Genomic DNA, 11,899 nt, shown 5'->3' on the forward strand with positions numbered 1-11,899 from the left:
TCCTTCACTTCTCATTCTTGACCTTGCGAAGTTTCCCCTTAATTGATAGCAACTAACATGTATTCGACGCATTATGAGAAATCTTGCCTTCCTAAATGTTTTGCTTAGTTGGTAGTATCCACTAGGATAAAGATTCCATTCTCTCGGAATATCATTTGTGAATTGAAGGTAATAACGCGGCACCTTTGAGGTCTAATTCTATCCAATCATAATGATTAGCTCAATCTTAGCGTTATCAGACCAAATAACTTTTTTTTTAATTTTACCAAGTCTCTGATTCTTTCTCAACCTCATCTACTGAAGAAAACTTCCTCAAGTCCCGTAGGGATGGCCGATTTAATCTTGGTAAGTATCGGCCGTCCCGATTGGACTTTTGCTAGTCACAGTTGTGGCAGCCCCCGCGGTTAATAATTCACTTCCAACCCACGCAAAGTCCTTGCGAACATCCGATGGTTTTCTTCTCTGAAACAGCCTTGCTCCCATCCACCGTTAATCCCTTACCTTTTGCATCCGGTTTTTGTCCTGCCCACTCGTCAAAAACCGCAGCCTTTTTGCCTTCCTCCGTCAAAATAATGCTAACTTTACAGACTTGTAGCTGTTACACCTCTAGCCATGAATACCCCATTGGACCACTCCCGGATAACCGCCTATTTACTGGAAAACCTCCAGCAGCAGACCCCCTCCGGGGCCACGGAATGGCTGCAGGCCCAAGCCGTAAAGATCGCAGGAGCAGATAAGGCCTCTCCGCTCTTTATTGCCTTTGGCCAAGCCTCCAGGTACTTTCCCAAAGAGGCATTTGCCCTCACCCCCGAGGCAGCTGCAAGTGCCAAAAAGCTACGGAAGGATTGGAGACCGGAAACCTGGGATCAGCTCAAGGCGGCACGGGCTTATTTGGTTTTGCACCTGAATGCGTCCGATGCCGACTGGTGGATGGCACAGCTTAGCCGCCTCTTTGAGACGGGGGATATGTACGAGTTGGAGGCACTCTATGCCGCCCTCTGCATCCTGCCCCACCAAGGCAGGCTGGCACAGCGGGCTTCCGAAGGCCTGCGCTCCAATATCAGTACGGTATTCGACGCCGTGGCGCTGAACAATCCCTTTCCTTCCGAGCAGCTCAACGAAATGGCCTGGAACCAACTGGTGCTAAAAGCCATCTTCCTGCAACGCCCCCTGTACCAAATCATCGGCTCCGATAGCCGCAACAATGCCAACCTGGCCGATACGCTGCTCGACGCCGTGCGGGAACGGTGGTCGGCAAACCGTAGCGTGATGCCGGAACTCTGGCGCTACGTGGGGCCGTTTATAGACGAAAGCAACTTCTACCTTATTGAAAAGCTCTTTGCTCAGGGAAGCACACTGGAACTACAGGCCGGCATGCTGGCCCTGACAGTGAGCAACTATCCTCCTGCACAGGAGTTGATGGGCAGGCATCCGGAAATACGCCGTCAAATCGAATCAGGGGAGGTAACCTGGGACAGCGTAGGCAGACAATACGTTCCCTTTTCCTAAGATCCTGTACTTAGGAGCCGGTCCAAAAGGCAGAAGCCTTGAAATACAACCCGAAAATAGTTAGGTTAGCATAAATATTCCTACGCGATGATGTACTTAGATCCACATATCCATATGGTCTCCCGGACCACCAACGACTACGAAGCCATGAAAAAAGCTGGCATTGTGGCCGTGATCGAACCCGCATTCTGGCTGGGGCAGCCCCGCACGACGGTGGGCAGTTTTCAGGATTATTTCAGTACCCTGGTGGGCTGGGAGCGCTTTCGGGCCAAGCAATTTGGCATCAAGCACTACTGCACCATCGGCCTGAACAGCAAGGAAGCCAACAACGTGGCCCTGGCCGAGGAGGTCATGGAGTTGCTTCCGCTCTATGCGGGGAAGGAAGGCGTGGTAGCCATCGGTGAGATCGGCTACGACGATCAGACCGAGGCGGAAGACCGATTCTTCCGGGCCCAACTGGAGTTGGCCAAGGAAATGAACCTGCCGGTGATGATCCATACCCCCCACCGGGACAAACGAAAGGGCACCCTGCGCAGCATGGCCGTATGCGAGGAGCACGGCATGGATCCTACCATGGTGGTGGTGGACCACAACAACGAAGAAACGGTAAAGGATGTGCTGGACCGCGGTTATTGGGCCGGATTTACCATCTACCCACACTCCAAGATGGACAGTACCCGCATGGCGGTCGTGGTGGAGCAGTATGGCCCGGATCGGATTATCGTGGACAGTTCGGCCGATTGGGGAGTAAGTGATCCCCTTGCCGTACCCAGAACCGCCCAGATCATGCGGGACCGGGGCATATCCGAAGCCCATATCCGCATGACCTCCTATCAAAATGCACTGGACATATATGGCAAGAGCGGACAGATCAAAGAAAGCGACTGGCTAAGCCGGGCGCCCATCAATCAGACCGAACTCCACGACGGCAACTCCGTCTTGCGCGGTCAGACCCCACTGGTGGAGGATGAAGCCTCGGTAAAATCTAACGGCAACTAAGCCCGGATGGGAAACCTATTAGCGCACATACGCCTCACGAGGCCCGCCAATATCGTTACCGCCGTAGCGGACATATGGGCGGGTTTTGCTATTTCAGGGGTAGTCGCCGCACTGATAAGCGGCGACCTCTCGGTGTACCTCGGAGACATGGTTTGGCTCACGATAGCCACCGTTGGCCTCTATGGTGGAGGGGTGGCTTTTAACGACGTGTTTGATGCAGAGCTGGATCGGGTGGAGCGGCCCGAGCGGCCAATTCCATCGGGTCAGGCCAGCGTGTGGAGTGCGGGATTGATGGCAGCAGGACTCCTGCTGCTGGGAATCATAGCTGCGTTGCAGGTGGGTGTCTGGAGTGGTGAGATTGCGGTATTTATTGCTGTATTTGCGGTGATCTATGATGCTTGGGGCAAGCACCAACAGATCTTCGGCCCTATCAATATGGGGCTATGCCGTGGGGCCAACCTGCTCCTTGGCGTAAGTCTTATTTCCGAGTCCATTGGTCCCAATTGGTACCTGGCATTGGTTCCTATTGCCTACATTTCGGCGATCACGATGATCAGTCGGGGGGAGGTTCGCGGAAAAAACCGAAGCGCACTCTTGGGAGGATTATGGATTTATTTCGCCATATTTGCCGCGCTATTAGCTATTTCCGTGAAGCAACAGGGATATGGCTTCTGGCAGGTAGTTCCCTTTATCGGCCTATTTGCATACCTCATTCTTCCCCCGTTATGGAAGGCGATTGCCACACAAGAGCCTAAACATATCGGCAAGGCGGTAAAGGCCGGGGTTCTTTCCCTGATCGTGATGAATGCCTGCTTTGCCGCGGCATTTGCCGGTTGGTGGGTTGCCTTGATCATTTTGGCGCTGCTTCCTTTATCGAGGTGGCTTGCAAAAAGGTTTGCCGTAACCTAACGGGCTTGGAAGGGGTTAACTATATTGGAAGCCGCTGCCTTATGAACATTGATAAACAAGGACAATCAGATGAATAAAATTATTGAGCAAACATTTAGCGTACCCTTTCGGTATCCGGTTTGTTTTACATCTCGCCTATTTGACCCCAAGAATACCCTTCTGGCTGACCTGCTGAAGGGCGATAAAATACCCAAGGCCTTTTTTGTGATCGATCAGGGTGTTAGTGACGCCCATCCGAGCTTGATCAGCGATATACTAACATATGCTCAGGCACACAGTGGCGTATTCACGCTTGCTGCCGATCCGTTGGTAGTACCCGGCGGGGAGCAATGCAAAAACGACCAAAAGCCCTTTCAGCAGGTATTGGACGCCTCCAATGACTTTGGCATTGATCGGCATTCGTATATCATTGCCATCGGAGGAGGTGCCTTGTTGGACATGGTAGGCTTTGCAGCTGCCATTGCCCACCGGGGGATTCGGCATATCCGCATACCTACCACCGTACTTTCCCAAAACGATTCTGGGGTAGGGGTCAAAAACGGCATCAATGCCTACGGCAAAAAGAATTTTCTGGGCACCTTTACCCCACCTGCGGCCGTAATCAATGACTTGGCATTCTTGGAAACACTGGATGACCGGGACTGGCGCTCCGGGATATCCGAGGCGATCAAGGTTGCCTTGATCAAAGACGCGGATTTCTTTCGATGGATTGTGGAAAATGCCCGGGCATTGGCCGAGCGGGATATGGATGCGATGAATCAGCTGATCATCCGATGTGCGGAGATGCACATGGAACATATCGGCGGGAAAGATCCCTTTGAAACCGGTTCATCCAGGCCGTTGGACTTCGGCCACTGGGCGGCGCATAAGCTGGAACACTTGACCGACTACCGCGTTCGACATGGCGAGGCCGTGGCTATCGGCATCGCGTTGGACTCCACCTATTCTTACCTGAAAGGGCTGTTGGCGGCCGAGGAGCTGGATCAGATCATTCAGGTAATCCGGGATTTGGGCTTCGAGCTGTATGTTCCTGAGCTTTCCGGGGAGGTGCTGCTCCAAGGTTTGCAGGAGTTTCGAGAGCACTTAGGAGGTAGACTTACCATCATGTTGCTGGAAAAGATCGGACATGGGGTAGAGGTGCATGCAATGGACACCGAGCTTATCCAAGAGGCAGCCGCCAGGCTAAAGGCGTCACAGATGGAGGGACAAAATGTCTCCTCGTAAAGAATATTCCATTTTCTCCCAGTAACCCCGTTCATATGCACGTAAAGCAGCATCATCTCACTTATTGTTCCAACATCCACCCGGGTGAAAGCTGGGCGGCTACCAAGGCAAATTTGGAGAAGTACCTGCCAGAAATAAAGTCCAAGGTATCTGGTTCCGCGCCCCTTGCCATAGGTCTGCGCCTGTCCAACGAGGCGAGCCTGGATATCTTAAAGAATGACCAATTGCCAGCCTTCAAGCGTTGGCTGGACGAAAACGGCTTTTATATCTTTACTTTCAACGGCTTTCCGTATGGCGGATTCCACCGACAGGTGGTAAAGGACGAGGTGCACACGCCTGATTGGACCACAGCGGACAGAAAGGCTTACACGCTTCGTCTATTCGATATCCTTTCGGTGTTGTTGGCCGAGGGGATGGATGGAGGGGTTTCGACCTCTCCCCTGTCTTATAAATACTGGCATCCAAAGCCTTCCGATCTGGATTTTGCCATGCAGCGCAGCACCGAGCAGGTGGTGGAAGTGGCCGTTAGACTTTTTGAAATCTATCAGCAGCAAGGCAAGCTGCTGCACCTGGACATTGAACCAGAGCCGGATGGATTGATTGAGAACAGCGAGGAGCTTATTTCGTTTTTCAGCAATTGGCTGCTACCGCTAGGAGTGCCTGTGTTTAAGGAGAAATTTGACCTGACGGATGAATTGGCAGAAAAGGCCCTAAAGGAGCATATCCGCGTGTGTTACGATATCTGCCATTTTGCCGTAGGCTTCGAACATCACCAAGAGGTATTTGATGCCTTGGACCAAGAAGGCATCAAGATCGGAAAGATACAGATCAGTGCGGCGTTGAAGGTGCCGATTCCCGTAGAAATCAGTGAGCGTAAAAAGGTGGAGAAAGCCCTGCATCCGTTTGTAGAATCCACGTACCTGCACCAGGTGGTGGGCAAAAAGGAGAACGGTTCGCTTAAGTCTTTTCGTGATCTTCCCGACGCCCTTATTACCCTAGCGGAGACGAAACTCACCGAATGGCGAATCCACTTCCACGTGCCGATTTTTTTGGATACTTATGGGAGATTGGCCTCTACGCAGGGAGATATCACCGAGGTGCTTAAGTTGGTGAACGAGCGCCCGCTTACCAACCACTTGGAAATTGAAACGTACACTTGGGAGGTTCTTCCCGAGGATATCCATTTGAGTCTTGGGGAGTCCATCTCCCGGGAGTTGCTTTGGACATTGGAGAAACTGCAATCATGAAGAAATCTGTAATCATTGATATCGTAGCCCTGTCATCCAGGGTGATCGGAGAGTATACGCCCTTTTTGGCCCAATGGGCAAAGGATGCCCATCACGCCCGTATCCGACCGGTGCTGCCCGCCGTGACCTGCTCTGCACAGAGCGTTTACCTCACGGGCAAGTGGCCTGAAGAGAACGGCATCGTGGGCAATGGCTGGTACTTCAGAGACGAATGTGAAGTGAAGTTCTGGCGCCAATCCAACCGCTTAGTGCAGTCCCCTAAAATCTGGGAGGAACTCAAACAGCAAAATCCGGAATTTACCTGTGCGAATATGTTCTGGTGGTACAATATGTACAGTAGCGTGGACTACGCAGTGACTCCTCGGCCCTTGTACCCGTCCGACGGACGCAAGTTGCCTGATGTGCACTCCCAGCCCATGGATCTCAGGGATCGGCTTCAGCAGGAGTTGGGTCAGTTCCCTTTGTTTTCTTTTTGGGGACCAAATGCCAATATCGAATCTACCCAGTGGATCGCCAAGGCATCCATGAAGGTGGATGAGTGGTTTGACCCAACTCTTACCTTGATTTACCTGCCCCACCTGGATTATGGCTTGCAGAAGCATGGGATCGACTTTGACAAGATCGGCAAGGATTTGCGAGAGGTAGACGAGGTGGTTCGTGAACTGGTGACCTACTACGAGGCAAAAGGGGCCGATGTGCTGCTGTTGTCCGAATATGGCATCACCACAGTAAATCGCCCAGTGCACATCAACCGCATGCTTCGTAAAGAGGGGTATATCCAAGTCAAAAACGAGCTTGGGCTGGAAACACTGGATGCAGGTACCTGCAGGGCTTTTGCGGTAGCTGACCATCAGCTGGCCCACCTATACATTCCTAATCCAGAAGACAGGCCCAAGGTGAAAGCCCTGGTAGAGGCTATGCCGGGTGTGGAGCGGGTATTGGATGAGACCAGCAAAGGGGATGAACACATCGGCCACGAACGTGCCGGGGACCTGATAGCCGTAGCGGACAAGGACTCCTGGTTTACCTATTACTACTGGCTGGACGATACCAAGGCACCGGACTATGCGCGTACGGTAGACATACACCGCAAGCCAGGGTATGATCCCGTAGAAATGTTTGCCAACCCCGAAATCCCCCTTCTAAAAGCCAAAATTGGCTGGAAGCTCATTCAGAAGAAGTTGGGCTTTAGGTACCTGATGGATGTGATTCCGCTGAAGGCGGAACTGGTAAAGGGGTCCCATGGCCGCATTCCAGAAGACAGCTTGGATTGGCCGGTGTTAATAGGAAAACGGAAAGCCTGTATTCCATCAGCGTCCGTTAGCCCTACGGATGTTTATGGGGTCATTCGGGACTACGTGGAAGGAAAGTAGGATATCTTAGGAATAGTTTGGGGTATTCGCAGCACGAAATAGCGAAATCAGGAAAAGGTGGTTTTTGCAGCCGTATTTTTTTCCTAACTTCGTTCGTATTTATTCAACATCAATCGGTTACCGGATTCGTTTGAGGATGGCCTGGGCGGTACGACCTAAGGGAAGCAAGCGTAGACAGACTTTGTGTTTGCCGTAAGGCAGGCACCTGACCATAAATAGAGAAAAGGATGAATAAAGGATGGAAAATCTTCTTTGGGACTTGGGCCGGGTTGTTTCTATTGTTTGCTTTTTGGCAGCTAAACGATCCCGATCCGGAGTGGTGGGTTCCTGCCTATTTGATCGGGGCGCTGATGTCTGGTTTGGCGGCAACTGGTCGGTTTAACCTTCGGATATTGGTGATCACCACGCTGCTGTACCTTACCGTATCCCTGTTTTTTTGGCCTCAGGAGATCTTTGGGTGGGTCTCGCAGGAATGGGAACAGAAAAATCTGGCCATGAAGACCGATGCGATGGAAATCAATCGAGAGTTTTTCGGTCTGCTTACGTTGGCACTCATCACCGGCTTAGCTTATTGGGTTGGTAGAGGTCAACATATCAAAAAACAACAATCATGATGAAGAAATACGATGTAACCGGCATTGGCAACGCCCTGGTAGATATAGAGTTTACCGTTTCGGATGAATTTTTAGCTAGGTTTGGCGTGGAAAAGGGCTTGATGACGCTGGTGGACGAGGAGCGGCAGACCATGCTGATGCAAGAAATCAACCGAAAGACCGCCAAAATGCAATGCGGAGGTTCAGCGGCCAACACGGTGATTGCGCTGAGTCAGTTTGGGGGCAATTCCTATTACTGCTGCCGGGTGGGTGATGACGAGCTGGGAAGGTTCTTTTTGGATGACCTAAAGGAATCGGGTGTTCATCATAGTTTGGATGCGGAAAAGCTGGAAAAAGGTATCACCGGTAAGTGTTTGGTGATGGTGACCGAGGATGCGGAGCGGACCATGAACACCTTTTTGGGCATTACCCAAGATTTTTCTATTCGTGACATCAACGAATATGCGCTGAAGGATTCCAAGTACGTGTATATCGAAGGATATTTGGTTACTTCTGAGAATGGAAAGGAAGCCATGCGGTATGCTAAGAGGGTGGCCGAAGACAGCGGCTCCAAGGTGGCCCTTACGTTTTCAGACCCAGCCATGGTCAAGTATTTTTCCTCAGCGTTTGACGAGGTAATCGGGGCGAGTGTGGACCTGCTCTTTGCCAATGAGGAAGAAGCCATGCTGTATACCAAGAAAAGTAACCTACAGGAAGCCCGCGAGGAGCTGAAAAAGGCAGCCAAGCATTTTGTTATCACCCAAGGTAAAAATGGTGCGATGATATACGACGGGGATACCTTTATAGATATAGAACCCTATTCCACCAAGGCCGTGGACAGCAACGGTGCCGGCGATATGTTTGCGGGAGCATTTTTGTACGGTATCACCAATGGGCATTCCTATGCATCCAGTGGAAAGTTGGCCAGTATGGCTTCGTCCAAGGTGGTCAGCCAGTTTGGTCCTAGGCTGAAATGGCACGAGGCCAAGGAAATTTTGGGGAGATTACTGCCCTAGAGCGGAAAGTCAATAAAAAATAGCTCGGTTTCCTCGTGCATACGAGACAGTTAATTACCGTCGTATACGTTGGTCACATGATTGATGACCAGTCGTGTGGCTGGTAGCGTGTCGTTGTCCGTGGGTGTATAATCCAATTCCAACGTGGCCACTTTCAAGTCCAGTGCATCGTAAATGATCAGTTGAAATACGGTGGTGTCCAATGGCGTGAAGCTATAGTGGTTGCCCTCTCTGAGTCCGATCGAGAGTTCTCCCGGTAATTCTTTTGGAAACCGTAGTTTGAGGTAGTATTTGTCTTCGTATAAAAAATGGTCGAATAACTCTGGATGTAGCCAGGTGGTGGTCCGGTCTTTAGCGGTGTTTGGGGTTGAAGGGGTGGCATTGTCGGGATTCTTTACAGAATCCGAAGGATTGCTGAGTATTTCGGGCTCATTCATGGCAGTGTGGTTATTCGGAGTAGGACCACAGGAAATAAGCAGCATGAAGCAGCATATTCGACTGCATGAAACGATCAGCCGGGTTTCCATGCGCGGGTCATTTCTTTTTTACCTGGAGGCCCAGGCACCTGATCCAAAACCAAGCCCAGCGCCTGTAGGTCTCTTTTCAGTTGGGCGGCGGCGCAGTAGGTGACGAACACGGCATTTGGATTCATGGCATCCACGATGTCCCTTAGCCTATCTATGTGCCAGAGTTCGGGTTGCTTTTTCGGCGAAAAAGCATCAAAATAGACCACGTCTATCGGGTAGAGTGTTGCCTCTTGCAGGGTTGTTTGGTCTTTCTTGATATTGAAAAACTCCGTCATTGGCTTACCAAGGTCCCATTCCATCGCATGCAGCCGGTTGAAGTAGGCATTGTAGTGGATGGTGAAGGATTCATCGACAGTGGTGTAGTTCAGGGCTGAATAGATTTCTTTTTCGAGTGGGAAGGGCTCGATGGTATGGTAAGCCACCGGCACTTGACTTTGTTCAGCCCAAATGAGGCTCAGCCAAGCATTCAGGCCGGTGCCGAAGCCAACCTCAAAAACGCGTATGGGAAATTTCCCACGGTTTCGAGCAAACCAGGCTTCCAAACCGTAGAGAATAAATACATGCACGGATTCTCTGTAAGCACCGTGTGAACTGTGGTAACTTTCGTTGATCTCGGGTAAGTAGATGGAGTGTGAACCGTCCTCGGTGGTGATGATTTTCGTTTCCCGTGCCATGTTAGCCTTTTTGGTGGATCAATACGACACAATAAGCCGAAACGCCCTCTTCCCGCCCCACAAACCCGAGTTTTTCGGTGGTGGTGGCTTTGATGGAAAGTTGTCCCTCGGAAATACCCATCACCTTGGCAAGGCAGGTCTTCATTTCCGGAATGTGGGGGTTGATTTTGGGCACTTGCAGGCAGATCGTGGAATCGATATTGCCGATTACATATCCTGCTTTATCGAGTAAGTTGACGACATCCTTCAGCAAAATTTTACTATCGATACCCTTGTATTTGGGGTCTTTGTCAGAAAAGTGATATCCGATATCCCGCAGGTTTGCTGCTCCCAAGAGGGCATCGCAGATCACGTGCACCAACACATCCGCATCGGAATGTCCCACGGCCCCTTTGGTATGGGGGATCTGTATACCGCCTAGCCAAAAGGCCTGACCTTCCTGTAGTTGGTGTACGTCATATCCAAATCCTACTCTAAATCCATTCATCGTTATGGGGTTATCGGGAGCGTTTCGATATTTTTAGGCTACCGCCTCTGTTTCGTTTTGCATCACACCCCCTTCTTGGGGAGTCTGTTTGTAATAGAGCACCGACGCATTTTCGGGCACAAGGATTTTGTTGGCCCAGGAGATGATTTCGGCGCTCTTGGTTTTGAGTTTTTGGGTGTATTCCGCTTCGTACAGCTCTGGACTTCCCAAGTGAGCGTAATAGGCTAGTTTCATCGCCCGGTTGAGCAGGTGTACTCCTTCGTAAGACCGCATGGCCTCGCTTTGGTTTTTCACTTTCTGCAAAATCTTGGGGGAAATGGTGGATACCTTGAAACTCTCCAACTCCCTGTCCAAGAGTTCTTCTGCCTGCTCGGCGGTAAAGCCCTTTTCCATCCGCCCGCTTACAATCAGAAGGCTGGGATCCACGCTGCCCAATACATAAGCCCGGCAGTTGGCAAAAACCTCCGTGTTTTTTACCAAGCGTTGTTCCAAAATGGAGGAGCGTCCGAAGCCCAATACATCGGTAATCAGGTCGGCTTCCAAGTATCCCGCTTCCAAGCGGCCCGGCATATGATACGCCTTGTACAGGGAATCGGTAGGTACCTCGGCAAAGACCGTTTTGGTTCGTTGCTGCGTTTGGGGGGGTTCGCTGACCGGGCGTAACAAGTGCGCTTTGCCTACGGGAATGGTGCCAAACCATTTTTCAGAGAGGCGTTCTATTTGGTCGAGCGTTACGTTGCCGGCCACTACCAAGATGGCGTTGTCAGGTCGGTAGTAGGTCTCGTAAAAGTCCCGGATGTCGGCTTCGGTGAAATTTTCGATATCGCTCACCTCCAAGCCGATGGTCGGCCAGCGGTAGGGGTGCTTGGTAAAGGCCAAAGCTCTCAGATGGTGCATGGCATCCCCATAAGGCTGGTTCAGGTAGCGCTGTTTAAACTCTTCGATGACTACGTTACGTTGGGCTTCTATCACTCGCTCTTGTAGCGTCAGCGCCAGCATCCTATCCGATTCCAACCAAAAGGCCGTTTCTATGTTGATGGCGGGAAGGCTGATATAGTAGTTGGTGATGTCGGTGGAGGTGAAGGCATTGCATTCGCCTCCTACCCGCTCGATGGCTGTGTCGAAGGAAGGCACGTGCTCTGAGCCGCCAAACATCAGGTGCTCAAAATAGTGCGCCAGCCCGGTTTTGCCGGGGACCTCGTTTCTCGAGCCCACCTTATAAAGCAGGTTGAGGACAGCCATTTCGGTGTTTGGGTCCTCGTGTACGTATACCTGCAGCCCGTTGCCCAGTACAAATTTTTGGTAGTCCATCATAGTTTGGAAAGCAAAATTAGCGATTTT

The 11,899-nt window shown here is 51.2% G+C and carries 13 protein-coding genes; 8 read left to right on the top strand and 5 right to left on the bottom strand.

Going from position 1 to position 11,899, the window contains the following annotated elements; genetic code table 11:
* Window positions 1–412 precede the first annotated feature (412 nt).
* Window positions 413–568, bottom strand: a complete 156-nt coding sequence (locus IAQ59_RS17320) for a hypothetical protein (RefSeq protein WP_209332108.1) — start codon at window positions 566–568, stop codon at window positions 413–415.
* Between the two features lie 44 nt (window positions 569–612).
* Here IAQ59_RS17320 and IAQ59_RS17325 point away from each other — a divergent pair, with 44 nt between their 5' ends.
* From IAQ59_RS17325 to IAQ59_RS17360, 8 genes are all read left to right on the top strand, one after another.
* Window positions 613–1,509: an EboA domain-containing protein gene (locus tag IAQ59_RS17325; RefSeq protein WP_209332109.1), complete on the top strand. Its 897-nt coding sequence runs from the start codon at window positions 613–615 to the stop codon at window positions 1,507–1,509.
* A gap of 87 nt (window positions 1,510–1,596) precedes the next feature.
* On the top strand, window positions 1,597–2,508 hold the full coding sequence (locus IAQ59_RS17330; RefSeq protein WP_209332110.1) for a TatD family hydrolase: 912 nt from the start codon (window positions 1,597–1,599) through the stop codon (window positions 2,506–2,508).
* Window positions 2,509–2,514: 6 nt separating this feature from the next.
* The gene (gene eboC, locus IAQ59_RS17335) at window positions 2,515–3,417 is read left to right on the top strand and encodes a UbiA-like protein EboC (RefSeq protein WP_209332111.1); all 903 of its coding nucleotides are present in this window, start codon (window positions 2,515–2,517) and stop codon (window positions 3,415–3,417) included.
* A 69-nt stretch (window positions 3,418–3,486) separates the two neighbouring features.
* Window positions 3,487–4,641 (top strand): 3-dehydroquinate synthase, encoded by a 1,155-nt coding sequence (locus IAQ59_RS17340; protein WP_209332112.1) that lies wholly within the window; start codon window positions 3,487–3,489, stop codon window positions 4,639–4,641.
* A 35-nt stretch (window positions 4,642–4,676) separates the two neighbouring features.
* A complete protein-coding gene (gene eboE, locus IAQ59_RS17345) occupies window positions 4,677–5,888 on the top strand; it encodes a metabolite traffic protein EboE (RefSeq protein WP_209332113.1) in 1,212 nt (403 codons plus the stop codon).
* On the top strand, window positions 5,885–7,261 hold the full coding sequence (locus IAQ59_RS17350) for an alkaline phosphatase family protein (RefSeq protein WP_209332114.1): 1,377 nt from the start codon (window positions 5,885–5,887) through the stop codon (window positions 7,259–7,261). The genes eboE and IAQ59_RS17350 overlap by 4 nt, the downstream gene beginning before the upstream one ends.
* Window positions 7,262–7,488: 227 nt before the next feature.
* Window positions 7,489–7,875, top strand: coding sequence for a transmembrane 220 family protein (locus tag IAQ59_RS17355; RefSeq protein ID WP_209332115.1), 387 nt, complete (start codon window positions 7,489–7,491; stop codon window positions 7,873–7,875).
* Window positions 7,875–8,870, top strand: a complete 996-nt coding sequence (locus IAQ59_RS17360) for an adenosine kinase (RefSeq protein WP_209332177.1) — start codon at window positions 7,875–7,877, stop codon at window positions 8,868–8,870. Before IAQ59_RS17355 ends, IAQ59_RS17360 begins: the two co-directional genes overlap by 1 nt.
* A 50-nt stretch (window positions 8,871–8,920) precedes the next feature.
* Here IAQ59_RS17360 and IAQ59_RS17365 read toward each other — a convergent pair whose 3' ends face one another.
* The 4 genes from IAQ59_RS17365 to IAQ59_RS17380 are packed head-to-tail and all read right to left on the bottom strand — an operon-like array spanning window position 8,921 to window position 11,872.
* Complete coding sequence (locus IAQ59_RS17365; RefSeq protein WP_209332116.1) at window positions 8,921–9,397, bottom strand: hypothetical protein; 477 nt, start codon at window positions 9,395–9,397, stop codon at window positions 8,921–8,923.
* Window positions 9,382–10,071 (bottom strand): tRNA (5-methylaminomethyl-2-thiouridine)(34)-methyltransferase MnmC2, encoded by a 690-nt coding sequence (gene mnmC2 / locus IAQ59_RS17370; protein ID WP_209332117.1) that lies wholly within the window; start codon window positions 10,069–10,071, stop codon window positions 9,382–9,384. The genes IAQ59_RS17365 and mnmC2 overlap by 16 nt, the downstream gene beginning before the upstream one ends.
* Before the next feature lies 1 nt (window position 10,072).
* Complete coding sequence (gene ispF, locus IAQ59_RS17375) at window positions 10,073–10,558, bottom strand: 2-C-methyl-D-erythritol 2,4-cyclodiphosphate synthase (protein ID WP_209332118.1); 486 nt, start codon at window positions 10,556–10,558, stop codon at window positions 10,073–10,075.
* 33 nt (window positions 10,559–10,591) lie between these two features.
* Window positions 10,592–11,872: a M16 family metallopeptidase gene (locus IAQ59_RS17380; RefSeq protein WP_209332119.1), complete on the bottom strand. Its 1,281-nt coding sequence runs from the start codon at window positions 11,870–11,872 to the stop codon at window positions 10,592–10,594.
* Window positions 11,873–11,899: the final 27 nt, after the last annotated feature.

The organism is Lunatimonas salinarum (assembly GCF_017811155.1).
GTDB lineage: Bacteria > Bacteroidota > Bacteroidia > Cytophagales > Cyclobacteriaceae > Lunatimonas > Lunatimonas salinarum.

Excerpts from the sequence above, each read along its gene's own strand:
- IAQ59_RS17325 (WP_209332109.1), top strand. The coding sequence starts at position 613 with ATGAATACCCCATTGGACCACTCCCGGATAACCGCCTATTTACTGGAA.
- IAQ59_RS17330 (WP_209332110.1), top strand. The coding sequence starts at position 1,597 with ATGATGTACTTAGATCCACATATCCATATGGTCTCCCGGACCACCAAC.
- eboC (WP_209332111.1), top strand. The coding sequence starts at position 2,515 with ATGGGAAACCTATTAGCGCACATACGCCTCACGAGGCCCGCCAATATC.
- IAQ59_RS17340 (WP_209332112.1), top strand. The coding sequence starts at position 3,487 with ATGAATAAAATTATTGAGCAAACATTTAGCGTACCCTTTCGGTATCCG.
- eboE (WP_209332113.1), top strand. The coding sequence starts at position 4,677 with ATGCACGTAAAGCAGCATCATCTCACTTATTGTTCCAACATCCACCCG.
- IAQ59_RS17350 (WP_209332114.1), top strand. The coding sequence starts at position 5,885 with ATGAAGAAATCTGTAATCATTGATATCGTAGCCCTGTCATCCAGGGTG.
- IAQ59_RS17355 (WP_209332115.1), top strand. The coding sequence starts at position 7,489 with ATGAATAAAGGATGGAAAATCTTCTTTGGGACTTGGGCCGGGTTGTTT.
- IAQ59_RS17360 (WP_209332177.1), top strand. The coding sequence starts at position 7,875 with ATGAAGAAATACGATGTAACCGGCATTGGCAACGCCCTGGTAGATATA.
- IAQ59_RS17365 (WP_209332116.1), bottom strand. The coding sequence starts at position 9,397 with ATGGAAACCCGGCTGATCGTTTCATGCAGTCGAATATGCTGCTTCATG.
- mnmC2 (WP_209332117.1), bottom strand. The coding sequence starts at position 10,071 with ATGGCACGGGAAACGAAAATCATCACCACCGAGGACGGTTCACACTCC.
- ispF (WP_209332118.1), bottom strand. The coding sequence starts at position 10,558 with ATGAATGGATTTAGAGTAGGATTTGGATATGACGTACACCAACTACAG.
- IAQ59_RS17380 (WP_209332119.1), bottom strand. The coding sequence starts at position 11,872 with ATGATGGACTACCAAAAATTTGTACTGGGCAACGGGCTGCAGGTATAC.